This window comes from Pedobacter steynii (assembly GCF_900103665.1).
In the GTDB taxonomy this organism is placed as follows: domain Bacteria; phylum Bacteroidota; class Bacteroidia; order Sphingobacteriales; family Sphingobacteriaceae; genus Pedobacter; species Pedobacter steynii.
Genome location: NZ_FNGY01000001.1, coordinates 526,043 through 549,658, shown reverse-complemented (window position 1 = coordinate 549,658; position 23,616 = coordinate 526,043). Strand labels below are relative to the sequence as shown.

22 protein-coding genes are annotated in these 23,616 nt (G+C 39.9%); 10 read left to right on the top strand and 12 right to left on the bottom strand.

The genetic code is table 11. From position 1 onward, the window contains the following. Window positions 1–126: 126 nt before the first annotated feature. Window positions 127–705: an RNA polymerase sigma factor gene (locus BLQ87_RS02135; protein ID WP_074604481.1), complete on the bottom strand. Its 579-nt coding sequence runs from the start codon at window positions 703–705 to the stop codon at window positions 127–129. 334 nt (window positions 706–1,039) lie between these two features. On the opposite strand from BLQ87_RS02135, the gene BLQ87_RS02130 reads away from it, so the two are divergent. From BLQ87_RS02130 to BLQ87_RS02120, 4 genes are all read left to right on the top strand, one after another. Further along, a complete protein-coding gene (locus BLQ87_RS02130) occupies window positions 1,040–1,741 on the top strand; it encodes a hypothetical protein (protein ID WP_074604480.1) in 702 nt (233 codons plus the stop codon). A gap of 471 nt (window positions 1,742–2,212) precedes the next feature. After that, window positions 2,213–2,359: a hypothetical protein gene (locus tag BLQ87_RS33685; RefSeq protein WP_172664796.1), complete on the top strand. Its 147-nt coding sequence runs from the start codon at window positions 2,213–2,215 to the stop codon at window positions 2,357–2,359. Between the two features lie 130 nt (window positions 2,360–2,489). Then, window positions 2,490–2,831: a hypothetical protein gene (locus tag BLQ87_RS02125; protein WP_074604479.1), complete on the top strand. Its 342-nt coding sequence runs from the start codon at window positions 2,490–2,492 to the stop codon at window positions 2,829–2,831. Further along, the gene (locus tag BLQ87_RS02120; protein ID WP_143010307.1) at window positions 2,812–3,378 is read left to right on the top strand and encodes a GNAT family N-acetyltransferase; all 567 of its coding nucleotides are present in this window, start codon (window positions 2,812–2,814) and stop codon (window positions 3,376–3,378) included. Before BLQ87_RS02125 ends, BLQ87_RS02120 begins: the two co-directional genes overlap by 20 nt. A gap of 73 nt (window positions 3,379–3,451) precedes the next feature. On the opposite strand, the gene BLQ87_RS02115 is transcribed toward BLQ87_RS02120, so the two are convergent. The 5 genes from BLQ87_RS02115 to BLQ87_RS02095 form a co-directional block, all read right to left on the bottom strand. Then, window positions 3,452–4,921, bottom strand: a complete 1,470-nt coding sequence (locus BLQ87_RS02115) for a leucine-rich repeat domain-containing protein (protein WP_074604477.1) — start codon at window positions 4,919–4,921, stop codon at window positions 3,452–3,454. A 231-nt stretch (window positions 4,922–5,152) separates the two neighbouring features. Next, a complete protein-coding gene (gene mobC, locus BLQ87_RS02110) occupies window positions 5,153–7,165 on the bottom strand; it encodes a conjugal transfer protein MobC (protein WP_074604476.1) in 2,013 nt (670 codons plus the stop codon). Between the two features lie 17 nt (window positions 7,166–7,182). Beyond that, window positions 7,183–8,109: a DUF5712 family protein gene (locus BLQ87_RS02105; protein ID WP_074604475.1), complete on the bottom strand. Its 927-nt coding sequence runs from the start codon at window positions 8,107–8,109 to the stop codon at window positions 7,183–7,185. A 2-nt stretch (window positions 8,110–8,111) separates the two neighbouring features. Further along, window positions 8,112–8,687 (bottom strand): BfmA/BtgA family mobilization protein, encoded by a 576-nt coding sequence (locus BLQ87_RS02100; RefSeq protein WP_074604474.1) that lies wholly within the window; start codon window positions 8,685–8,687, stop codon window positions 8,112–8,114. Window positions 8,688–8,921: 234 nt separating this feature from the next. Continuing rightward, entirely contained in the window at window positions 8,922–9,284 is a 363-nt protein-coding gene (locus tag BLQ87_RS02095; RefSeq protein ID WP_074604473.1) for a hypothetical protein, read from the bottom strand. A 229-nt stretch (window positions 9,285–9,513) separates the two neighbouring features. Here BLQ87_RS02095 and BLQ87_RS02090 point away from each other — a divergent pair, with 229 nt between their 5' ends. Further along, window positions 9,514–9,831, top strand: coding sequence for a hypothetical protein (locus BLQ87_RS02090; RefSeq protein WP_074604472.1), 318 nt, complete (start codon window positions 9,514–9,516; stop codon window positions 9,829–9,831). On the opposite strand, the gene BLQ87_RS02085 is transcribed toward BLQ87_RS02090, so the two are convergent. Beyond that, the gene (locus tag BLQ87_RS02085) at window positions 9,828–11,075 is read right to left on the bottom strand and encodes a tyrosine-type recombinase/integrase (protein ID WP_074604471.1); all 1,248 of its coding nucleotides are present in this window, start codon (window positions 11,073–11,075) and stop codon (window positions 9,828–9,830) included. The genes BLQ87_RS02090 and BLQ87_RS02085 overlap by 4 nt on opposite strands. 161 nt (window positions 11,076–11,236) lie before the next feature. On the opposite strand from BLQ87_RS02085, the gene BLQ87_RS02080 reads away from it, so the two are divergent. Both BLQ87_RS02080 and BLQ87_RS02075 read left to right on the top strand, forming a co-directional pair. Then, complete coding sequence (locus BLQ87_RS02080) at window positions 11,237–13,705, top strand: penicillin-binding protein 1A (protein ID WP_074604470.1); 2,469 nt, start codon at window positions 11,237–11,239, stop codon at window positions 13,703–13,705. A 190-nt stretch (window positions 13,706–13,895) separates the two neighbouring features. Beyond that, window positions 13,896–17,084, top strand: a complete 3,189-nt coding sequence (locus tag BLQ87_RS02075; RefSeq protein ID WP_074604469.1) for a basic secretory protein-like protein — start codon at window positions 13,896–13,898, stop codon at window positions 17,082–17,084. Window positions 17,085–17,137: 53 nt separating this feature from the next. On the opposite strand, the gene BLQ87_RS02070 is transcribed toward BLQ87_RS02075, so the two are convergent. Next, window positions 17,138–17,485 (bottom strand): GIY-YIG nuclease family protein, encoded by a 348-nt coding sequence (locus tag BLQ87_RS02070; RefSeq protein WP_074604468.1) that lies wholly within the window; start codon window positions 17,483–17,485, stop codon window positions 17,138–17,140. Between the two features lie 134 nt (window positions 17,486–17,619). On the opposite strand from BLQ87_RS02070, the gene BLQ87_RS02065 reads away from it, so the two are divergent. From BLQ87_RS02065 to bioD, 3 genes are all read left to right on the top strand, one after another. Beyond that, window positions 17,620–18,396: an XRE family transcriptional regulator gene (locus BLQ87_RS02065; protein ID WP_074604467.1), complete on the top strand. Its 777-nt coding sequence runs from the start codon at window positions 17,620–17,622 to the stop codon at window positions 18,394–18,396. Between the two features lie 98 nt (window positions 18,397–18,494). Beyond that, window positions 18,495–19,622 (top strand): aminotransferase class I/II-fold pyridoxal phosphate-dependent enzyme, encoded by a 1,128-nt coding sequence (locus BLQ87_RS02060; RefSeq protein ID WP_074604466.1) that lies wholly within the window; start codon window positions 18,495–18,497, stop codon window positions 19,620–19,622. Next, window positions 19,615–20,226 carry a dethiobiotin synthase gene (gene bioD, locus BLQ87_RS02055; protein ID WP_074604465.1) on the top strand — a complete coding sequence of 204 codons (612 nt, stop codon included), beginning with the start codon at window positions 19,615–19,617 and terminating at the stop codon, window positions 20,224–20,226. The genes BLQ87_RS02060 and bioD overlap by 8 nt, the downstream gene beginning before the upstream one ends. 86 nt (window positions 20,227–20,312) lie before the next feature. Here bioD and rplT read toward each other — a convergent pair whose 3' ends face one another. From rplT to thrS, 4 genes are all read right to left on the bottom strand, one after another. After that, window positions 20,313–20,657 (bottom strand): 50S ribosomal protein L20, encoded by a 345-nt coding sequence (rplT, locus tag BLQ87_RS02050; protein WP_073229174.1) that lies wholly within the window; start codon window positions 20,655–20,657, stop codon window positions 20,313–20,315. 74 nt (window positions 20,658–20,731) lie between these two features. Further along, complete coding sequence (gene rpmI, locus BLQ87_RS02045; RefSeq protein WP_041887185.1) at window positions 20,732–20,932, bottom strand: 50S ribosomal protein L35; 201 nt, start codon at window positions 20,930–20,932, stop codon at window positions 20,732–20,734. Between the two features lie 26 nt (window positions 20,933–20,958). After that, window positions 20,959–21,528, bottom strand: a complete 570-nt coding sequence (gene infC / locus BLQ87_RS02040) for a translation initiation factor IF-3 (protein ID WP_008238148.1) — start codon at window positions 21,526–21,528, stop codon at window positions 20,959–20,961. A gap of 13 nt (window positions 21,529–21,541) precedes the next feature. Next, window positions 21,542–23,467, bottom strand: coding sequence for a threonine--tRNA ligase (gene thrS / locus BLQ87_RS02035; RefSeq protein ID WP_074604464.1), 1,926 nt, complete (start codon window positions 23,465–23,467; stop codon window positions 21,542–21,544). Window positions 23,468–23,616 lie beyond the last annotated feature (149 nt).

Below are 23,616 nucleotides of genomic sequence, written 5' to 3'. Positions count from 1 at the left end.
TGATTATACAACATAGACAATCCAGCAAAAGCAATTGGCTAGTCGGATGTTAAATAAATCTTCAGAAAAACCAAAACATCCAACCAACATCCTAATTATCAATTAGATATCCTTAATTATTTTTTTTTATTTATTAAGGATATAGAGAACAAAAATCAAAATACCAAGTCTATCTTTCAGGTGTGCAGAGGCTGCTTTGAGATGGTTGGACACCGTATTTTCGGAGATTCCCAATTGTGTTGCAATCACTTTGGTACTCAGGTATTGTTTATATTTGAGCTCGTAGACTTCACGCATTCTTGGTGGCATAGCTGCTATTTCCCTTTCGATCATTGCAGTAATGTCTTTCTCGCGAATCAAGAAGTCGGTTTCTATTGTGTCCACGTCAATGTTTAGATTGTGCAACTGTGCATGTTCACGGACGATCTTATTGTGTTTCCAGATGTTCAAGACTTTGTTAAGTATGGATTTATAAAGAAACCCAGATAGGTATGTTTTCAGGATAAAGCTGTCACGCTTTTCCCAAAGGGTGATGAAGACCTCCTGGACGATATCCTGAGCTTCTTGTTTGTCCTGGAGTTTGCGGAAGGCGTAGTTGAGGAGCAAAATGTTATAACGGTCGTAGATTTCTAAAAACGCAGCATTATCACCTTTGCGTAATAGTGCGGAAAGTTCAGCATCGCTGTGTTTTTTGTATTCATTCATTTTGCCGTTCCCCTATTATTTTGCGAAAAGAAAGGCCAATAATATGCAACTAATTGTAATTAACCAAACCTCATGTTAATAAAACCTCCTGCAGGGTGTTGTGGCTTTGTATCCTGAACTTCTATGAGAGATCCTGATCATCTTTCGTCAAAATAGTAAAAGTAAGATATCAGCAGCCTGCATCGAATAATAATTCCAAACATATTACAATAAAACCTTTTTCCTCCTATTATACCAAGATATAGCTTTATCCTCGATTGTCCTGGTTGCGGCCAAATAACCAAATTCGAAATTGTCTACTACTGGTATTAAAGCAAAATAGATATCTTCGATAATGATATCTATTCCAGTGCTCTCAATCCAAAATCATGGTTTCCGAATTTTGAACATTCAAAATTATTTTGACCTGACTACTGCTCTTAGCACCTATCATAACTATCCACTAAATGGGGGCATTTCTGTTATCCCAGAACTCGAAATTCAAGATATTGCACACGGTTTTTTTTATCTTACCCAGATCTGCACCCTTCACGAGTTAAAGATACTTACTGACTCAGGTAAGGATTGTGTATACTCAAACAACGGAACTGAACTGAAAGACACAGAATCTATTGAGATTTGTCATTATCATACTTACCAAATATTAAATAACCAGATAACAGATATGTTTGGTCATATTCAAAAGGCTGAGTTTTATGACATTCCATTTCTTGAACTGTTTCCGTGGTGGAAAGAAGTTAACTACACTATTAGGTTTCAAACCTGGTTTCAATATAGCAATGGATCTGAAGCAAAAAAAGGCATCAAACCAATTCTGAGTTTTGAATGGGGTTTGGCAGCTCATGCAGCCAAAGAAAATGATAAATGGAATTTGAATCATGAAAGCTTTTCTAGTGATGATGAAATTAATAAGAGTGTGGTCCGTTATGATGAAAGTGATCCTGCAAAGATTCCTTGCCATTTCCCACACCTCATGAACGAAGTGCAAACATTTACCAGAAGTCACCCTGAATTACAATCGAATTATACACCATGAGACAGTAAATAAAATATATAACGAATTTCCTAATCACACCATTTCAGACTATAAACAATCTTCCTGATGCCGTCGCTGCCGAGAAATGTTAACACGTCGAATATAATCTTTGCTTGTCTTCTCTAATGGATAGATATCCTTTAATATGCTTATTGATTACAATTTCTTAAGTGAGATTATTTTCCCCTGTATAGCATAATAATAATCCAAAGAATTGACTTCTATAACTGAATCTGACCGGACTCGTCCACTCTGGAATCCTTAGTTTGATTTGCTCATCCAAAAAAAACTCTTGACAATCAAACTCATTCTAAAACTTTTAATTTTCAACATTTAAAAATAGCAAGTAAAACCTATCTTTGTTTTTCATTCTTTGAAATCAAAAAAATTAAGATAGCCCTTACGGGGTGGGGACTTGTTACCTGCGGTGGTTTGATTCCAGTTGCTCTTCTCATATTAGCTTTAGTAGTAATGAAATATTCATTAATAAAATCAAGAAAGGAGAACACAACTATGGAAAAAAATAAAAAGATATCAAAAGCAAAAAACGGAATACATGCAACATTGGAAACGGGTTGGGCGATTGGGGCTTCCATTGCAGGAACTCAGGTTCTTTAAACTAGAAATTGGTTATGTAATCTATTGCAGATCGTTATAGTTTTTAATCAGCTTAGCCATACTTTACAAGTTTCCAACCAAATTTCTACTTTATTTTTTTATTTTCGGTGCCATCAGCTTTAAAAAACAAATGAAACCTAGCTTTACCTGCCTGTACTTCCTGGAAAATGAAAAACACCTCATTTTAGAGATCAAACGGACTGACCTGCCCCAAGACGCGGAACTTTCCGAAGTGTTCTTATGGCTGGTAATGGAGAAGGAAAGAAAACTCATTTTGCCTTTAACCTTTCGTTCGATGGACTCCTCAGGCGAAGTTCAGGAAAGGTTTTTTGAACAGGGTTACTTGAAATTCAATAACCTGACAGGAACCTATATTGAGAAATTCAACTCTGGCCAACACCAGCTGGGAAACAAATCCGGTAATCCATTACAGGCGGAAATAATTGATATTATTGCCGAATATTTGGCCTGAATTGATGCTTAGCGCTATTAACCTTGAAAACGAAAAACTCTTGATCCACCCATTCCGCCCAGAGGACTTGAGAAGGTTTGAAGTACTGACAAAGGATATTTTTGATATCCTTTCAGATGAGCAGACCTTGAAATTTATACCAGGTAAGCGGTTAAAGAGTTTGGGGGAAGCAGAGCTATTTTTACAAACCTCGATTGTTAACTATCATTCTGGGCGCAATTATCTGCATTTCATTACACATAAAGAACTAAATAAGGTGATCGGTATGATTGATCTGATCTCTCCAGAGGTTGCGAAGGAACACTACAAAATGGATCATTATCCCTTTTTCCTAGAATTCTACTTGGGAAGTTATGCCAGTGGCTGCAACATCATGACTCAGATACTGCCTCAATTTGTAGACAATTTAGTTCTGCAGGGAATTGCTAAAATTGGTGCGGTGGTGCGTCGTGAGAATATCGCTGCCAGAATAGTCTTGGAAAAAACGAACTTCAAATACAAAGCGTCATTTGACCCCGTGCAGGATCTATATGAAAAAACAAGCTGATATTTACTTCCAATTAGACTTCAAACCCATCCCAATTCCCAAATCTGATTTTGCATAAAATTTAATAAAACAACTACTTTTTGTTACCCACAAAAACTTCAGGAATAGACGGAAGAACAAGCCAAGGAGCAATTTTATTATAGGATCTTCCCATAGATTGGAGAAAATCAAGACCTTTTTTTGACGCACTAATAGTCTTAGCCCAATCGGAATCAGGATCGTTGATTTGTTCAATAATTCTTTTTACTCTTTTGAAAGGAGCTTTCTTAATTGCTTCTGGACTTTCTATATTTTCGTCAATATCTAATAATTCTGCATCTATTATTTCAAGCTCCTTTTTTTGCTCTTCATTTAAATGCTTAAAAATTTCTTCTTTAAATTTCAGGAGTTCATTTTGCAATACAGGAAAATCAACTTTAAAATCGACATATGATTGTGCCATAGCCCTAGCTGAAGAATTTGCGGAGCTTGTCGAGGTAGTTTGAATAAGAATAGGTTGTGGATGAGACTTTTCTAAGCTTAATAAACTGACGAGGTCGTTTACATGCTCTTTTAGTATTTTAGTTTCCATGTTTTTTATTTCTATTTGCGTCTGCATATGGCGAACTTGAGTTCTAAGCTCCAAAATGGCTAATTCCTTTTCATGCCCATTCATTTCACGTTCGAATCTTGGATTTATATCTTCGGCTTTATTTTGAATAAAGTCCATAAAAACAATAAGATATTTTTTATAGTAATCAATATCAGCCTGGGGAACTTTGATACTTAATCCCAACTCATCTTCTACGATTTCTGAGCTAATTCTTACACCTGAAAGGTTGTAAACATAGATGTTAAAATAAGTTAGATACTGATGAAATGCAACCTTTAACTGAGCAGGAAGTTCAATCCGCGTGGTAATATCGTTGTCAATATTCGCAGGTGGATTATTAATAAAATAATGAAGTAATTGAAACATTCCATTATTTTCGGGAAGAATCCCTTGAACGGTACTGGAACTTGGAAATACGAACGGATTACCGCTTAAAGAAATATTCTTGAGATTACCTAAATATCCGATTTCTCTGGGCAACTCCTTAAGTTCATTGTCTGCCAATTCCAAATGTTGAAGATTAACCATTTTTCCAATCGTTTCAGGAATGGCTTTAATCTTGTTTGCCCTAAGAGAAAGCTGTTTCAATTCAGACAACCTAGCAATATCATCTGGGATCTCATCGATATTATTTTTGGATAAATTCAAAATCGTAAGTTTATCCATTTTTAATAGAACCTCTGGAAAGGTAGAAAACTGATTATTTTGTATATTTAAAATTCTTAAAGAGTGAAGTTTAGCTATCTCTTCTGGCAAATCTTTTAGATAATTACTACTAAGAAAAAGATCTCTAATATTCTCGATATCAAACAATTGTGGAGGAAGTTTTTCTAATTTTAACTTTGATAAATTTAATGCCCTCAATTTAGAAGATGCTTTAAAATGTTCGATTCGTTCTTCTGCAATCACATATCCTTCTTGAGAATCTTTTGGTGTTTTTTTCTTTGACATAAAGCGTTAATTTTCACCTAAACTATTGAATAATTTTATAAGTTTACCAATTCAATTTCCGTCAATATATATTATACTCAATTTCAACCATATCAAGCGGTATGGGTAAATGTGACCATTTTACCTGTTTTTCTCAAATCAACGTGAACATTCGTGTTTTCATTGCCGAAAACATCGAAATTGACCGTGAAGCTAACATCTAGGATTTGGATTAAGAGGAAACCATGTAAATCAGATCTTTAATCCAACTGGGTTTTCTGAATCTTTAGCGGAATCTTCCTGTTTGGGGAAAGATGCCCTCTCCCTGATTTTATTACATTCCTGCTCAATTAAAGCGGATATCTCCCACTTAATCTTAACATAAACCTCCGTTACTTCCCCAAATGACACAGGCGTTACTACAGGAATATCCTTATAGCCAGCTTCTTCCACAGCAATAGCTTTATGATCATTCTGGATCTCACAATGAAACATTTTTAAAGCAATCTTTTGATCTGGATTATCAGCCACCATCCCAACAAATTCCCCTGAAGACAGAGCAGCAATTTTACTGGCTGGAATCGCATAATCCATCTGCGTAGATTTAGAAATGGAAATATCGCTGCTATTAATACTCTTGCTTTCCTTATCCTGAAGGATTTTCCCGAAATTTTCACTTAACTTCTTAGCCGTGCCCCCAGTCACCTGTCCGCTTATAATGTTGCCGACAATGCCTACAATCACATCTGCCTGGTCTGCCCCGTAATCCTTTTTAAGCTGGCTAAAATCCTGTACGGCTAAAGTCGTTGCCACTTTGTTACTTCTGGCGGTAGCGATCAGGCTATCCATATTGTTAAAATAAATGGTTGGAAATTCATCAAACACCAAGCTGCTTTTCAATTGAGATTTGCGGTTGACCAGTTTAATCACCCTGGAAATGTAAAGTGACAATACTGCTCCGTACACCTGTAATTTCTGAGGGTTATTACCCACGCAGACAACCTTGGGTTCATTCGGATTATTCACATCCAGCGTAAAATCATTTCCGCTCAATACATAGTAAAGCTGTGGTGAAGACAAGCGAGCCAATCCAATCTTAGCCGAAGCAATTTGCCCTTCCAGTTGTGCCATGGCCTTATTCTGGTAAGCTGAAATAAACGGATTAATCAACACCCGAATCTCCTCCTCCTCCATCAGCACTGCAAACAACTGGTCATAATCCACCTGCATCAACTCAATCACATGCGGCAGTGTACAATACTTGCCCCCCTGGTATTTCCTGAGGTACCAGATCACTGCTGTTAAAAAGTTAATCGGCGATTCCACAAAAAAATCACCCTGCTTTTTAATCCAGTCTCGGTTGAGCCCCATCATAATCGTACGACTGGCTTCGGTGGCATCAGTGAGGTCGTCCATACTCTCCGGGGCCAGGGGATTACAACGATGCGTCCTGCTCAGGTCATCAAAATTGATGATATAGAATTTTGGCTTTACGGCATATTTTGAATAATACTGAAGCAACTTGTTATAAGCGATCTTACTCAAATCGTCATATTTAAAATCATAGATAAACATCGAAAAGCCCTTTTTAATGTGCTGGTCAATGATGTGACGGATCACGAAGTAAGACTTTCCGGCTCCTGGCGTACCAGCTACCAGTAAACCACGGAAAGGATTAATAAAGTTGATCCAACTGGCCCTGATTTGATCCTTTAACTTGTATTTAGCAGGTAGGTTAATGGAATACTCATTTTCTAACAGGCGCTCTTCCTGGGGGAAAGTCTCATTCATTTCATTAAATACATCCTTCTTTAGGCTCTCTTTGATCAGACGGGAAAGCCGGCCACCTCCTGTCAGAACCAATAAATACCCAAGAACGGTTATACCGATATAGCAAACGGTTAATGGCTGTACAGGTGCCGGAACATATAAAACCAGTATGCTGATAAAATAACAGATCAGGCCACTCACCAGATAAGCGATAATGCTGTTCCGCTGAATTTGCTCATCCTTTTTGCCGCTAACCCCAATCAAAGAAATGCACAAGAAAAGCAGCGCAACGAGCTTTGGATTCCAGAGATTGTCAAACAATGCGGTATGAACGATATTGGCTAACAGGCGATCTGTGATCGCCGCAGTCCAGCCCCACATTTTAAAAGCCTGGTAACAGACCTCGTAAAAATGAATACACAACACTGCAATACTGATCAACCGGGTAAAATCCAGAATCTTTCTAAGACCCTGAATATCTTCTCCTGTATTCATTTAGATATATTTAAAGTTTAAAAACTAAGTTCAGATTGTTGCTGAGCGCCTTTCTTTCGTTTTTTCTTTTTCTTCAGTGCGGGCACGGGATCAAAATCCGGTTTAGCCAGTAGAACCTCCAGTAGCGTTGAGGTATTCACATCCATTTTGACAAGAGATTTTAATTCCAAGCCCAAATCTCTGGATGCCTGGTCCATCTTCCCCTTCTCTTCCCGTAAAGCCAATTTTTCTGCCAGTCCCCCATTTGCCAGGGTATTGGCATATCGAAAGGTATCCGTGAGTGGACGACTAAAATCAAACATTTCATCGAAGACCTGCTCACCGGAGTTTTTAAAAGCTACTCTGTTAAACTCCCCCATTTTACTGGAAATCTTTTTATTGTGTCCATCATGGTTAGTACCAGGGCTCAACTTGATCTTGTCGGTAATATCCTTACGACTGACAATCACCTGGATGTGCATCTGCTCCCCTGGTTTTAGATCTCCTCGCTTTGCCGTTCCGTTTTTCACCTCTTTATCATTATGCCTGTAGTACCGATGATTTTCTAATTTTGCGAACCAAAGTAAGTTTCGATTATCATTCACCTTCGCTCTTTTAAAATTTCGGGCATACTCATCCATGATTTTAATAGCATAAGACTTCAGCTGATCCTTGGCACCTTGTTCTCCATACATTTTTTTAAGATGAGCTATCTCCTTCTGGCTTGGACTGATATTGAGCAAAAAGAACTTAGCCTCATTCTTACACAATTTGGCCTTATTCTCATCGATTCTGTTTCTAACCTCATAAGGTGCATAGCCGCTACCAATACCATTAAACCATTGTTCAGGGTTTAACAGTTTATAGATCCGGTTCTCTTTCTCCAGGTAGTGCACCAATTCCCCGCAACTCCCCCTATTCCCTCCCTTATCCTTCTTTTCGCTATCGGTAATGTTCAAAAACATAATCAGAGGCTTTCAACCTGGTTACGCACCCTGTCAGCAAGTTCTTCCTTCTCCTTGGCTTTAAATGAGCCCAGTTCTTCCCTAGCCTTGATGTAGCCATTCAAAATTTGGAGCATCTTTACTTTAAGCTTAGCCTTGGTCTCCATCTGTTCCTTAAGCACTTTCATAAGCTGGTCAGTCGCAGCAAATTTATCTACCTGTTCAAGCTGATGTTTAAGTATCGATTTATTGGCACCAATCACCTGCTCATTGAAAAAGCGAACAATATCCTTTTGATTAGTGATCATCTTGTCCATAGCCTCCTTCATAGGGATTAGCAGCAAATCCTCTTGGTTCTTGATAAAACCAACATAGGTTTTATGGCTTCGCACAAGCGTGCTCTTCAGCGCATCATCATTCAGGTCCGTAGGATCTTTTTTGTTTTTGTAGAAGTAATCTACCATTTGACTAAACAATTCACGCCTGCTCCTACCAAGCGCATGAGAGATCTTGACAAACCTCTCATCCGTTTTTTGAGAAAACTTAACAGTTTTCATATTCAACAGGTTCTCAAAGTTCTCTACGCTTTCAACTTCCATAAACTTGAATTAGGTCAATACAGATTTCCATAAGGGGGTCGTTTTTCATGGTTCAATTCTGCTTCATGCAGTCAAAGAATTCCCGGAGAATTCTACAAGGCCCCAATGCAGCGCATAGGGGCACAAGTAAGGCTCTGCCTAACTTCCGCTTGCTCCTTCTTTTTAAAGAAAGAAGGACGACAGCCGAGATCCGAGGCGGTGCAAATAAACTCCAGGAAATTTTCTAACTTGGGTCTAGTCCCCTGTCACATTCCCTTCAACAAAAGCATCAAACAGGATCGGCTTACCGTTTTGATTGGCATCAATAACAAGCTGCAAAGTTGAGCCAAAAGGAACATAACGGACTTCCAGTTCTCCAGCAAGGAAAAGACCATCCTCACCAGGTTTCTTGTAAACTGACAGACTAATCTTTTTCTGGGATTTGATGATAGTAAAAAAGCAATTAACCGCCATATAAGTCTTGGACCACAGCATAAAATCCAACTTGGCCTTATAACTGCCCAGCGGCACATCCTCTTTGTAGTAAGAGTAATTCTTTGGTTCATATCCCGCTTCCAAAGCCGGGAAGAATTCCAGTACAGTTGTTTCTCTGTTCATCTTTTTTTGAATTTGTTGAGACAAAATTCCAGAGTTACAATCGCGATAAATCCCATATGGGACAAATAGACCGCTTCAAAGCATGTTTTACCTTTCAGGCCCTGAAAATTGAACGGGACAACCAGGCTACCAACGGAATTTCAATCCATAAAAAAAAAGCAAATCCTCTTGCATTAGGTATTTGTCCCATATGGGATAATATTCGATTACTATATCTGATTATTGAAGTATGAGAAAAGAACAAACTATACTTAACGTAAAAACTTCATCGGGTTCAAATAAAACTCGCAAAAGACATACTGCGCAGGAAATCAGGGGAAATATAAAATTATCTGAAGTTATTGACAAGATACCCAAGTTTGAGCAAATTGAATTGTTTTTAAAAGACATTTTAGCTGTTGTCCAACAGACTAAATACGAGGTAGACTTTATTAAAGCGATCTACACCAAGCCATCAGCTCTTGCTCCAAAGAAAAAAACATCAAGAGAGCAGGAAAAGCTAATGCTCAAACACAAAATATTAACTAGAGGCAAACGCATCTATTAAAACTCAGTTTCGGATCTTACAGAAATGATCTCTTTTTTTAACTTGCTTTTTATGTAGTCCTGGGTTTGGCTAATTGATGCATGACGATTCACTTTAGAAAGTTTTTCGATGCCTATACTTTCATAGCTATTGTAATTGGAAGTGTGCTTTAAAGCATAAAATTTCAATTTCGAAGACAGATTATACTTTCGTCTCAGATAGGCGAATTTATTGGAAAAGTAGCTTTCAAATCTTTGGTTGGGCCCTGGCTGGTTTTTACCCCCAAAAAGATAGAAATCAGGTTTATTGATCGCATCTCCAAGATAGCCTTTGATTTGGGTCATTATATTTTCAGATAATAGAAAAGTAGCAGGATTCCCATTTTTTGTTGCGTTGATCATCCTCCCTCTTTCCATAACTTCTACTGGAAATGTTAATAGGTTATGTTCGAAGTCAAAAAAACTCATCTTAATTCTTAATTGCTCTTTCCCCCTAATTCGATATGAATACAACAAATTAGCGGCAACCAGCAAATCGTTAAAATTAGGATCAGTAGTTAACAAATCCTTCACCATTTTTAATTCATCATCTTCATAAATTTTATACCTGGTTTCTAGATTTTTAGTGGAGTAGCGATGTGCACCTTTTGTCGGACTAAAAACAATTAATCTTTCAATAATCAGAAAATCAAAAAAGTAAGTCAATCTAGATAAATAGCTATTGTAGCTAGCTTTACCAAGATTTTGTGCTTTTTCAATATATCGCATAAATTGATCTATGTCGTTTACCGTAAAGTATGAAGGCTTAGCTTGATAAAGCTCATTTTCGACCAGAAACTTTGTAAACAGATTGAAGACATTTTTGGTGGAATTTAATTCTCCCTTTTGGATTTTTTTATCTTCAAAATGTCCATCTCTCACTTTCAGCCAGGATTCTATGCATTCCTGCATGGTAGATGACCCGGTTAACTTCTTATACCCTGGTAATGTTTTATTAATCGGATCCCATCCAGATTTGATTAAATCAATTAAAACCTCTATGAGTTTGTTCGCCTGTTCTGTGTATATCTTTGGCTTGGCATACCTGTCGATTCCGTTTGACCTTTTGATCTGTTTTTCCTTGCCGGTTGCAGGATTTAAGTAAGAAAAATGAACTTCTATTTTATTATCTTTGCTAATGTTTTTCGGCACGTAAAGCCTAAATTCGTAGTTATTCCAGGTTCTAAGAATCGGATTTTTTTTGTTTTTATTTTCCTGACTAACCATACCAAAATGAATATAATTATCCCCGCATTTATACCCGTAAGTTACAAAAACCGCCTTGAAATAGCAAATAAATCCCTTTCCAAATTAATTACGTTAATTTGTACTGCAAGTTTTAACACAATTTAACACAAACTGTTTTACGTTTTTTTGATCTTTATCCCATGTTTAAAGAAATTCGCAATAAGTATATCCGTTATCCAAGCATATTCCTATTTTGCATTATCATCTTCTTTTGCGCGTTGCAACTCAACTTCTTATGGTTATTTGGTTACTCGCCATCCTATAAGGACATTAAAGCCCCGACCCTTAGTGTAGGCTCTGAGCTCTATACTTCCGATGGAAAACTGATTGGCCGCTATTATAAAGAAAACCGGACGCCGGTAAGTTTCAATGAGATTGCGCCCAGCGTTATCAAAGCATTGGTAGCTACTGAAGATGTTCGTTTCTACAGCCATATGGGGATAGATTTCCGTTCTTTGCTTTCCAGCGGACTCTCTACCGCTACCGGAGATAAACGTGGGGCGAGTACCATCACACAACAGCTTGCCAAAAACCTTTACCGCACCAGATACAACAAATCACAAGGGTTCATTAAACATATTCCTGTAGTCCGAACCATCGTGTCCAAATTAAAGGAATGGATGACAGCCGTAAAACTGGAGTCTAACTATCCTAAGGACGACATCATCACCATGTACCTCAATACCGTATCCTTTGGAAACAATGCCTATGGCATTAAGACTGCTGCAAGGGTTTATTTTGATAAGCAAACCAATGAGCTGGAAGTTCCGGAATCCGCATTACTTGTGGGCATGCTGAAAGGTACAAGCCTTTACAATCCGATAAAGAATCCTGCTAAAGCGCTGGAACGCAGAAATGTGGCCCTGGCTCAGATGAACAAATACGACTACATCACTGCTGCAGAGCTGAATACGTATAAAAACACACCTATTAAACTTAAGGAAGGTCGCGTAGATGAAGGAAGTGATGGCGATTCCTACCTTAGAGCGGCTGTAGACAAGTACCTGGAGAAATGGGCCAACGACAACGACTACGACCTGTACGAAGATGGGTTAAAAATTTATACCACCATCGACTCCAAGCTTCAGAAATATGCAGAAGAAGCTGTGGCTGAACAAATGAAAACCATCCAGAGAAGATTCTACAGTGTTTGGGGAAAGGAAGATCCATGGGAAGATTCTGAAAAGAAAAAAGTAGACTATCCGGATCGTGCCATGCGCAAATTACCGATCTATGCCCTCCTGGAAAAAAAATACAGCAATACACCGGATTCTGTGACTGCTTATTTCAATAAAAAGAAAAAAATGAAAATCTTCACCTGGAAAGGTGACCGCGATACCCTCTTCTCTACCATGGATTCTATTCGTTATTATGGAAAAATCATGAATACCGGAATGATGACGATGGACCCTTTCAGCGGTAAAATCAAAGTCTGGGTTGGTGGGATCGACCATAAATTCTTTAAATACGACCATGTTAACCAGAGTAAAAGACAAGCAGGGTCTACCTTTAAGCCTTTCGCCTACCTTGCTGCATTGCAGGATGGCATGAGCCCTTGTGATAAATTCACGGATAAGCCGGTTAAAATCAAATATGAAGAAAATGGCAAAACGGAATATTGGGAGCCTAAAAATGCCGACTGGAGCTATAGCTATCGTGAAATGTCGCTTCGTTGGGCACTGGGTAAATCAGTAAACACCATTACCGCACAGGTGACAGAAGCTGTTGGTGCAGAAAATGTAGTAAAATGGGCACATGAATGCGGAATTGAAAGCCCGCTAAAATCAGTCCCATCCGTAAGCTTAGGCCCAAATGATGTTTCCGTATTTGAAATGGTAAGAGCCTACAGTACTTTCCTGAATGAAGGCGTAAGAACGGAACCGATCCTTGTTGAAAAGATCACCGATCAGGACAATAATATCATTGAAGAGTTTAAAGCGAAAACAAAAAGAGTACTTTCCGAAGAAATTGCATGGCTCATGCTTTACATGCTCAGAGGAGGAATGGAAGAACCGGGAGGAACTTCACAAGCCCTTTGGGAATGGGATCTTTGGAAAAACAACAACCAGATTGGCGGAAAAACAGGAACCTCATCTGACTATGTAGATGCCTGGTATATGGGCGTTACAAAAGACCTCGTGACCGGTGTTTGGGTAGGATGTGATGAACGGACTGCGCATTTCAAAAACGGAGAAACAGGAGAAGGATCGAGAACAGCCTTACCGATCTTTGCCAAGTTTATGGAAAAAGTTTACCATGACCCAAGTACAGGATATACCTATGGTGCATTCCCTAAATCAAAAGTAAAAATTACCAGAGAGATCAATTGTCCAAGTCCGAGGATTCGGGTAGACACTGCCGTCTCAGATAGCCTTTCAGTAGATTCTACCGCCTTGGCTACCCCTGCAGTAGAAGAACAACAACAACCGGTACTGAAGGAAGAGGACATCATCAAAACAGATGAAAAAAAGGTTCCTGAACCGGTCAAACAACCTGTTACTGAAGTTCCCTTAACGAGAAAGGAAAAAAGAGAACTGAGAAAGAAACAGCGGGAAGAAGAGAAAGAAAAAGAACGCATCAAAAAAGAGCAGGAAAAGAACAACCAATAAAAGCAGATATAATGACGATGCCCCGCCCTCAAAAAGGTCCGGGGCATTTGCTCTAAGCTCCCTGCTGAAATTACTACCTGCTGTAGCGTATTCCCTCTCCCGGACGTTCTCTTTGAAATAACTGATGCCAGCCAGTAAACTTAATAAGACAATTTTGCGTAAATTTAAACACAACCAACATAATCACGCTATGAATCTGAGCTCTACTCTCTTTAGACGATTACTCCCTGTTCTGATTATTCTCCTCGTATCTGCAACTGCTGTCCGTGCCCAGGTTTTCGGACAAAACATTGTTAGGTACAAGAATGAGAAATTCAAAGTCCTGCAAACGCCTCACTTTGAGATCTACTACTACCTTAAAAATGAGAAGCTAATCAAGAAATTTGCACAGGATGCAGAGACCTGGTACAAAATGCATCAGGAAATCTTCAGAGATACCTTTTTAAGGAAAAACCCAATTATTCTGTATAATAACCATCCGGATTTTCAGACCACAACGGCCCTGAACGGAGAAATCGGAATCGGTACAGGTGGGGTAACAGAAGCCTTCAAGAACAGGGTAATCATGCCGGTTATGGAACTGAACAACCAAACCCGGCATGTACTTGGACATGAGCTGGTTCACGCCTTTCAATACCACACTTTACTGGAAAAAGACTCCATCGGACTGGAAAGTATTAGCCAGACGCCATTGTGGATGGTCGAAGGGATGGCAGAATACCTATCTATAGGAAAAGTAGATGCTTTTACCTCCATGTGGATGAGAGATGCACTACTCAACAGAGACATCCCTTCTTTAAAAGACCTGACCAACTCCAACAAATACTTTCCTTACCGATATGGACAAGCCTTCTGGACCTTTGTTGGTTCCGTTTATGGTGATACAACGATTGTTCCTTTGTTTAAGGCCACTGCCAAATACGGGTATGAAAATGGATTGAGGTATACCTTCGGATATGACGACCGTACCCTTTCAGGCTTGTGGAAAAATGCGATTGAAGCCCATTACCGCCCGATGTTAAAGTCGGACAGTTCTCAGGTGAAAATTACGGGAACAAAAGTGATAGACAATAAAAATGCAGGGAATATGAATGTAGCCCCGGCAATCAGTCCGGATGGTCAGTACCTCGCCTTTTTATCGGAGAAAGACCTCTTTGGAATCGACCTCTTCCTCGCAGATGCAAAGACGGGGAAGATCATCCGAAAGCTCAGCAGTCAGATTTCAAATTCCCATATTGACGACTTTAACTTCCTGGAATCTGCAGGAACCTGGTCGCCGGACAGTAAACAATTTGCCTTTAGTATCTTCAGCAAAGGAAGAAACCAGTTGATGATCATTGACGTAGCTACAGGAAAAGTAAACCTGCGTGCGCCAATGGGAGAAGTGACACAGTTTGGAAACTTATCATGGGCCGCCAATGGCGATGACATCGCTTTTTCAGGTATGGTAGAAGGACAAAGTGACATCTTCTCTTACAACCTGAAAACAAAACAGGTGACCCAGATTACCAACGACAATTATTCCGATTACGCACCGAATTATGCTCCGGATGGAAAGAAGATCGTCTTCTCTTCCGACAGAGCTTCTATGTCTAAAAATGCGAATACAGCCGTTCATCCGATTAACCTGACGATCTATGATATCGAAAGCAAAACCCTGACTGACGTTCCGGTATTCGCTGGTGCAAACAATTTAAATGCACAGTTCTCGGGCGATAGCAAAAGAATTTTCTTTCTTTCCAACAGAGATGGTTTCAGAAACATGTATGAGTATAACCTTTCTGATCAAAAAGTAAAACAGCTGACGGACTATTTTACAGGGATCAGCGGAATCACGGAATTCTCTCCGGCCATGTCCGTTTCCAGAAATGATGATATTGTTTACAGTTATTACCGTTCACAACGCTATACCTTATACAACTCACCACTGAGCAACTTCAGGTCAAAAGCCGTAGATGCGAATGAAGTGAATTTTGATGCGGCAGTCCTCCCTCCTATGGAGAACCTGGGTGTCGACATCGTGAATTCTAACCTTGCAAATTTTGAGCGTTTTGAAAAAACAACCACAGACTCCATGAGACTGGTTCCTTACAGACCTAAGTTTAAACTGGATTATCTGGCCAATAGCGGCGGAGTAGGCGTTTCTACCAGTCGTTTTGGAACGGGTGTACAAGGTGGTATTTCCGGACGTTTCAGTGATATTCTCGGCAAGAACCAAATCATCGCCAACCTTGCCATCAATGGGGAAATCTATGATTTCGGTGGTTTAGTAGGCTACATTAACCAGTCGAGCCGAATCAACTGGGGTGCAGCAATTTCCCATTCACCGTATGTATCAGGTTTCAGAGATGTTGTGGCCGAACAACTGGATGGACGCACCGGAAAAATCAACGTATTCAATGACCGCACAAATATCATTCGTACTTTTGAAGAACAGGCGCAGGTATTTGGTGCCTACCCATTTAATAAAGTACATCGCTTTGAATTGGGTGGTGCTTTCTCCCGCTATAGCTATCGCGTTGACCGCTTCAGCAATTATTATGAAGACCTTGGTGGCGGCATTAGCGGAGGCTATCTTGGATCAGATAAAAAGAGGATTCCTACTGAACAAGCTTCCAGAGAACTGGGCTTTTCACTGAATTCGTTTACGATTATGCAGGCCAATGCCTCATTTGTTGGCGACAATTCCATTATGGGCATTACCTCTCCTCTGGATGGATTCAGATACCGTGTGGGTGTAGAGCAATATTTTGGCGATTATAAATTTTATGCCCTATCCCTGGATGCCAGGAAATATATCCGCCTGAAACCATTTACCATTGCTGCCAGAACCTTCAACTATATGAGAATAGGTAAAGATGGAGAAAGACTTTACCCTTTATTTATAGGCTATCCTTATTTCATCAGGGGCTATGAAGCGAATTCGTTTTATAAAAGCCGCAACTCGACCAGTGGAGATTTTGACATTAACCAATTATCAGGAAATAAGGTGGCTGTTTTCAATTTTGAAGTTCGCCTGCCTTTTACCGGACCAAAGAAGTTAGCACAGATTCCTTCCAAGTTCCTTTTTACAGACCTTAACTTTTTCTTTGACGCAGGATTGGCATGGAATCAGGGCAATAAGATCGTATTTAAAAGTCAGCCGACCTACACTACTCAACCTGGAAAAGATGCCCAGGGAAATCCGAAGGTAGATGCGGCAGGTGATCCAATTCTGGAACAGGTAACTAATGAGCGTGTTCCTGCGATCAGTTTTGGGGTGTCCTTGAGGGTCAATGTATTTGGCTATTTTGTACTGGAACCTTACTATGCTTTTCCATTACAACGTAAAGACGTTAAAGCCGGTGTATTTGGGTTAACCTTTGCTCCAGGCTGGTAAAATCATTTGAACGGAACACCCCGGCAAACGGTTGGGGTGTCCCGGTTCAAAATCTATGATAGAATAAAGGGAAGATTCACCTGGTTCATCAGTTTCTTACTGCTGATGATATGTTCAAAATCCAATCCGATCGTCAGATCAATCCAATCCGGATTACAAGCCCTTACCATCCGCTCCTTCTGCATTCTGGTAAACCTGCTGATCACTTTAAACCTGCTCAATGCCTGAGCTTCAGTTTTGAACTCTTCGAAATAAACCAATCTTGTCAGCTGCTCGCCGCAATCAAAAAATAAACTAGGCATCTGCTTATAAAAATCAAGCGTCTTAATTAAATCAGAACTCATTCCAACATGTAAACTCTTGCGGTTTCTATCAGTTACGATATATACAAATTTCTTCATGACTAAAGGATTAAATGATATAAACTAATTTAGTTAGTACAGCTATTTGGTATTCGAATAAATATTACTAACTTTATTGGTACAATAATACTAACAATATTAGTAAAAACAAATAAATTTTAAACTTTTATTTTATGTCAAATATTTCCTCCAACCTGAAATACCTAAGAAAGAAAAAAAGCCACACACAGCAGCAATTCGCTGATGCCATGGGTATTAAGAGATCGCTCATCGGAGCGTACGAAGAAGACAGGGCTGAACCTAAATATGATTTGCTAAAAAAAATAGCAGAATATTTTGACCTGACCATAGATGAGTTTATTAACGAAAATATAAACGATAACTGGAAACCCAAGCCAAAAAGCCAGGGCTCTAACCTCAGAATTCTCAGTATCTCTGTAGATAAAGACGATAATGAGAACATAGAAATGGTGCCAGTGAAAGCGAGTGCCGGTTATCTGAATGGATTCTCTGATCCGGAATACATCAAGGACCTTCCTAAATTTCAACTCCCACTCCCCTTCTTAAAGCAAGGGACCTTCAGGGCATTTGAAATTTTAGGAGATTCCATGCTGCCGATCCAGTCGGGAAGCATCATCCTTGCCGAATACCTCGACAACTGGAATGATGTGAAGACCGGGGAAACCTATATCATCATCAGCAAAAATGAAGGAGTAGTTTATAAGAGAGCAGGAAACCGCTTTAAGGAAAACAAAGAATTGAAACTGATTTCTGACAATAAGGTCTATGATCCTTATACCATTGCCTCGGATGAAATCCTGGAAATATGGAAAGCCAAAGCTTTTATCTCTTCCTCCCTTCCTGACCCTACACCGGAGCCTTCTATAGAAACACTGAGCAGCATGATGGCACAAATGCAGAAATCAATCTCTCAGCTTAACAAAAACTAGAGAGAAATACATTAGCTTAATCAATCGGAAACGCTGATTTGTCATAAAATTAAAATAAAGAAAGCAGGTTCCTCCTGCTTTCTTTATTTTTGAACCTTATGAACAAAGCCGAGCAGTTTATACAAGAGCGATTAAAAGCGAGAGCGGATAGCGGATCATTAAGAAAACTATCCAAACTCCATTTGCCTGTCGACTTTTGCTCTAACGATTACCTGGGTTTCTCGAGATCAGCGGTACTGAAAGACCGCATAGAAAACATACTCCTGCAAATCCCTAATCTGAGCATCGGCTCAGGAGGTTCCAGGTTGCTCAGCGGAAACCATGTCTTTACGGAAGAAACAGAATCCCTCATCGCCGGATTTCATCAGGCAGCAAGCGGCTTAATTTTCAACTCCGGTTACGATGCCAATGTTGGCCTGATCTCCAGCTTAGCACAGCGTGGTGACACGATCATCTCTGATGAACTCATTCATGCCAGTCTGATCGATGGGGCCCGCCTGAGCCATGCCAGCAGGTATACCTTCAAACACAACGACATAGCAGCACTGGAAGCCAAACTAAAACTGGCTACCGGTAATATATACGTACTCGTAGAAAGCGTCTATTCTATGGATGGTGATCTTGCCCCACTAACAGCGATTAATGCCTGCTGTAACCGCTATGGTGCAAACCTGATTGTCGATGAAGCACACGCCTTAGGCATCTTCGGAAAGCATGGAAAAGGAAGGATTCAGGAACTCGGACTGGAAGTATTTGCGAGGGTCGTTACCTTTGGCAAAGCTTTAGGCTGTCATGGGGCCATTGTACTTGGAAGCCCTGCCCTACGCGAATACCTGATTAATTTTGCCCGGTCCTTTATCTATACCACCGCCGCACCGCTCCATACGATCGTCTGCATTCATGCAGCCTATCAATTACTCACAGAAACTGATCATACCCCAATCATTACCGAAAGGATCAAACAATATACCCTGACTATGGAACTGGCCGGAATAACGCATAAGTCAAGCGAAAGCAGCATCCAAACCATTCTTTACAACAGTGCGGCCGAAGCAAAATTTGCCGCAGAAAGCCTGCAGCAAAAAGGACTGGATGTCCGTCCCATTTTAAGCCCGACGGTTCCTAAGGGAAGCGAGCGATTGAGGATATGCCTCCATACTTATAATACCAATGAAGAAATTCAAATCCTGACTAGTCAGCTGGCCTTATTAAAACAACATGAATAAAACTTATTTTATTACCGGAATTGGAACGGGTATCGGAAAAACAATAGTGAGTGCAATCCTGACCGAAAAGCTACAAGCAGATTACTGGAAACCCATTCAATCGGGAGACCTGGACAATAGCGACAGCCTATTGGTCGCCCGACTCATCAGCAATCAGAAAACAGTCATCCATCCGGAACAGTTTAAACTTAGCCAGCCCCTTTCCCCGCATTTATCAGCAAGAATAGATGGCATTCACATCGAGGCTGCAGCGATAAAAGCTCCGGCAACAACGAACAACCTGGTGATTGAAGGCGCGGGCGGTTTAATGGTTCCCATCAACGAAGAGGAACTGATCCTTGACCTGATTAAAAGCTTATCTGCAAAAGTGATCGTCGTTTCCCAGAACTACCTGGGTAGTATCAATCATACCCTCCTTACCCTGGAAGTACTGAAATCAAGAAAAATCGAAGTGGAAGGCCTCATTTTCAATGGAGCTGCCAATGAAGAATCCGAGCGTTACATCAGCACTTATTCCGGCATCCCCATCCTGGGAAGAATCCCTCAGCTGGATAACCTGGATAAGGAAAGTGTGCAAAAAGCAGGAGCGCATCTCCTCTTCTGACAAAAAATACTTTCTAACAAAAAACATTGCGCATAAAAAAAGGGAGCTAATAGCTCCCTTTTTCTTTATTAAAATAATCTTACGATCTATTTTACTGCATCAATTACAGCTTTGAAAGCTTCAGGATGGTTCATTGCTAAATCAGCTAAAACTTTACGGTTTAAACCGATGTTTTTAGTAGCTAATTTACCGATCAGTTGAGAGTAAGAAATACCATGTTGACGTGCTCCAGCGTTGATACGTTGAATCCATAATCCACGGAATTCTCTTTTCTTAACTTTACGGTCACGGTATGCATATTGCAAACCTTTTTCTACCGTATTTTTAGCAATGGTGAAAACCTTACTTCTTGATCCCCAATAGCCTTTGGCCATATTAAGGACTTTTTTCCTTCTTCTTCTCGAAGCTACTGCGTTTACCGAACGTGGCATAGTGTGTTGTTTTTTGATAAACGGTGTTGCGTATTACAGCAAACTTACTACCGGGTACCTGGTTAAAAATTTAATTATTTACCGATGGCAAGCATACGCTTAACGTTGCCCATATCAGCTGCGGACACCATTGAAGTGTGACCCAAATTACGCTTACGTTTAGTCGACATCTTAGTTAAGATGTGGCTTTTGTAGGCATTCTTCCTTGCGATTTTACCTGTTCCAGTAAGCGAAAAACGCTTTTTAGCACTGGAATTGGTTTTCATTTTTGGCATAACCTGTGTTTATTTATGTAATTTATTTATTTTTTAGCAACTTTTGGAGCCAGCGTTAAAAACATACGCTTGCCCTCTAACTTAGGTAATAACTCCACTTTACCGATATCTTCAAGCGCCTGTGCAAACTTAAGCAAAAGAATCTCTCCCTGCTCTTTGTAAACAATTGCTCTACCTTTAAAGTGTACATAAGCCCTAACCTTCTCCCCGTTCTCCAGGAAACTAACCGCGTGTTTCAGTTTGAACTGAAAATCGTGATCGTTGGTATTAGGACCGAAACGGATCTCCTTAATTACGGTCTGTTTTGCGTTTGCTTTAATCTCTTTCTGCTTTTTCTTCTGCTCGTAAACAAACTTACTGTAATCAATGATCCTACATACCGGAGGTACTGCATTTGGAGAAATCTCAACCAGATCCAATTCCAATTCGTCGGCAAGGGCTAAAGCTTTTGCCAAAGGATAGATCCCCGGTTCAACATTATCTCCAGCTAATCTAACCTCCTGAGCTCTGATAAACTGATTAATATTATGTTCTGCTTCTTTTTTCTTAAAAGGAGGACGTGGTCCCCTGTTAAATCCTGGTCTGCCTAATGCCAAATTTATATACTATTTAAATTGTTATTTCTTTGATTAATAATTCACTAAACTCCTGCTGAGTCATTTCTCCTAAATCTCCCTCACCATGTTTACGCACTGATACCTTTCCTTCTGCCATCTCTTTTTCACCGATAATCAGCATATAAGGTATTTTTTTAACCTCTGCGTCTCTGATTTTCCGTCCGATTTTTTCATCCCGAAAGTCAATCAAACCGCGAATATCGGAATTATTTAGTTCATCTGAAACTTTTTTCGCATAATCTTCATATTTTTCGGAGATCGGAAGAATGATAAACTGTTCAGGCGAAAGCCATAATGGGAAATTACCTGCGCAATGCTCGATCAATACCGCGATGAAACGTTCCAGGGAACCAAACGGGGCCCTATGGATCATCACCGGACGGTGTTTTAAGTTATCGCTGCCTGTATATTCCAGTTCAAAACGCTCCGGTAAATTGTAATCCACCTGAATTGTTCCCAACTGCCATTTTCTTCCCAAAGCATCCTTCACCATAAAGTCTAACTTCGGACCATAGAATGCCGCTTCACCATATTCTACCACAGTAGGTAAACCCTTTTCTGCAGCAGCCTCGATGATCGCCGATTCGGCCAGATGCCAGTTTTCATCAGAACCAATGTATTTCGATTTGTTCTCCGCGTCTCTTAAAGATACCTGTGCGATGTAATCGTTGAAACCCAAAGATTTAAACACATACAATACCAGGTCAATCACTTTCTTGAACTCTTCTTTTACCTGGTCAGGGCGACAGAATAAATGGGCATCATCCTGAGTAAACCCACGAACTCTTGTCAGCCCGTGAAGCTCTCCGCTCTGCTCATAACGATATACTGTTCCAAACTCTGCAAAACGCAAAGGAAGGTCTTTATAAGAACGTGGTTTAACTTTATAAATCTCACAATGGTGAGGACAGTTCATCGGTTTAAGAAAAAACTCTTCTCCCTCCTGTGGAGTTTTGATCGGCTGAAAAGCATCTTTACCATATTTCTCATAGTGACCTGAAGTAATGTACAGGTTCTTATGACCAATATGAGGGGTAACCACCTGCTCGTATCCGGCTTTACCTTGTGCTTTAGTTAAAAACTGAACCAGACGTTCACGCAATGCAGCACCTTTAGGTAACCACAATGGCAAGCCCATCCCTACTTTCTCAGAGAAAGCAAATAATTCCAGTTCCTTACCTAATTTACGGTGATCTCTTTTCTTCGCCTCTTCAATCATGTGAAGATACTCAGTCAGTTCACTTGCTTTAGGGAAAGTAACCCCATAAATACGGGTTAACTGTTTTTTTGTTTCATCACCACGCCAGTAAGCACCAGCCACATTCATCAATTTTACCGCTTTAACAAAACCGGTATTTGGAATGTGTGGCCCACGACAAAGGTCAGTAAACTGTCCCTGGTTATAGAAAGTAATTTTTCCATCTTCCAGACCTTCTAAAAGGTCCAGCTTGTACTCATCTCCTTTTTCTGTAAAATACTTGATCGCATCTGCTTTAGAAACGCTTTCCCGAACAAAAACTTCTTTCTGTTTGGCCAGTTCTAAAATCTTGGCCTCAATTGCCTTGAAATCATCTGATGAAAACTCCCTGTCGCCGAAATCTACGTCATAATAGAAACCGGTTTCGATCGCAGGACCTATACCGAATTTTGTACCCGGATATAAAGCCTCTAATGCTTCCGCCATAATGTGCGCAGAAGAATGCCAGAAAGTAGCTTTACCGGCAGTATCATTCCAGGTTAACAACTTTACAGATGCATCCCCTTCGATCGCTCTTGAAGAATCCCAGATTTCACCGTTAACTTCGGCTGCTAAAACGTTGCGCGCTAATCCCTCTGAAATAGAGAGCGCGATTTGATGGGCAGTTGTGCCCTTTTCGTACTGACGACTGGAGCCGTCAGGTAATGTAATGTTAATCATCTACAACTATGATTTTAGTGAATTAATTGATTTATAAACATTTACAATAACTTTTATTTTACGTGTAATAAAACATTATTGCAAAAAACGAGAGACAGTCTCATCGTCTAAAAGCAAATATAGGGTTTATAATTTAATTTTTCTTCGCC

Excerpts from the sequence above, each read along its gene's own strand:
- BLQ87_RS02125 (WP_074604479.1), top strand. The coding sequence starts at position 2,490 with ATGAAACCTAGCTTTACCTGCCTGTACTTCCTGGAAAATGAAAAACAC.
- BLQ87_RS02105 (WP_074604475.1), bottom strand. The coding sequence starts at position 8,109 with ATGTTTTTGAACATTACCGATAGCGAAAAGAAGGATAAGGGAGGGAAT.
- rpmI (WP_041887185.1), bottom strand. The coding sequence starts at position 20,932 with ATGCCAAAAATGAAAACCAATTCCAGTGCTAAAAAGCGTTTTTCGCTT.
- rplT (WP_073229174.1), bottom strand. The coding sequence starts at position 20,657 with ATGCCACGTTCGGTAAACGCAGTAGCTTCGAGAAGAAGAAGGAAAAAA.
- BLQ87_RS02095 (WP_074604473.1), bottom strand. The coding sequence starts at position 9,284 with ATGAACAGAGAAACAACTGTACTGGAATTCTTCCCGGCTTTGGAAGCG.
- bioD (WP_074604465.1), top strand. The coding sequence starts at position 19,615 with ATGAATAAAACTTATTTTATTACCGGAATTGGAACGGGTATCGGAAAA.
- BLQ87_RS02100 (WP_074604474.1), bottom strand. The coding sequence starts at position 8,687 with ATGGAAGTTGAAAGCGTAGAGAACTTTGAGAACCTGTTGAATATGAAA.
- BLQ87_RS02060 (WP_074604466.1), top strand. The coding sequence starts at position 18,495 with ATGAACAAAGCCGAGCAGTTTATACAAGAGCGATTAAAAGCGAGAGCG.
- BLQ87_RS02090 (WP_074604472.1), top strand. The coding sequence starts at position 9,514 with ATGAGAAAAGAACAAACTATACTTAACGTAAAAACTTCATCGGGTTCA.
- thrS (WP_074604464.1), bottom strand. The coding sequence starts at position 23,467 with ATGATTAACATTACATTACCTGACGGCTCCAGTCGTCAGTACGAAAAG.
- BLQ87_RS02065 (WP_074604467.1), top strand. The coding sequence starts at position 17,620 with ATGTCAAATATTTCCTCCAACCTGAAATACCTAAGAAAGAAAAAAAGC.
- BLQ87_RS02130 (WP_074604480.1), top strand. The coding sequence starts at position 1,040 with ATGATATCTATTCCAGTGCTCTCAATCCAAAATCATGGTTTCCGAATT.
- BLQ87_RS33685 (WP_172664796.1), top strand. The coding sequence starts at position 2,213 with ATGAAATATTCATTAATAAAATCAAGAAAGGAGAACACAACTATGGAA.
- BLQ87_RS02135 (WP_074604481.1), bottom strand. The coding sequence starts at position 705 with ATGAATGAATACAAAAAACACAGCGATGCTGAACTTTCCGCACTATTA.
- BLQ87_RS02070 (WP_074604468.1), bottom strand. The coding sequence starts at position 17,485 with ATGAAGAAATTTGTATATATCGTAACTGATAGAAACCGCAAGAGTTTA.
- BLQ87_RS02075 (WP_074604469.1), top strand. The coding sequence starts at position 13,896 with ATGAATCTGAGCTCTACTCTCTTTAGACGATTACTCCCTGTTCTGATT.
- BLQ87_RS02085 (WP_074604471.1), bottom strand. The coding sequence starts at position 11,075 with ATGGTTAGTCAGGAAAATAAAAACAAAAAAAATCCGATTCTTAGAACC.
- mobC (WP_074604476.1), bottom strand. The coding sequence starts at position 7,165 with ATGAATACAGGAGAAGATATTCAGGGTCTTAGAAAGATTCTGGATTTT.
- BLQ87_RS02115 (WP_074604477.1), bottom strand. The coding sequence starts at position 4,921 with ATGTCAAAGAAAAAAACACCAAAAGATTCTCAAGAAGGATATGTGATT.
- BLQ87_RS02080 (WP_074604470.1), top strand. The coding sequence starts at position 11,237 with ATGTTTAAAGAAATTCGCAATAAGTATATCCGTTATCCAAGCATATTC.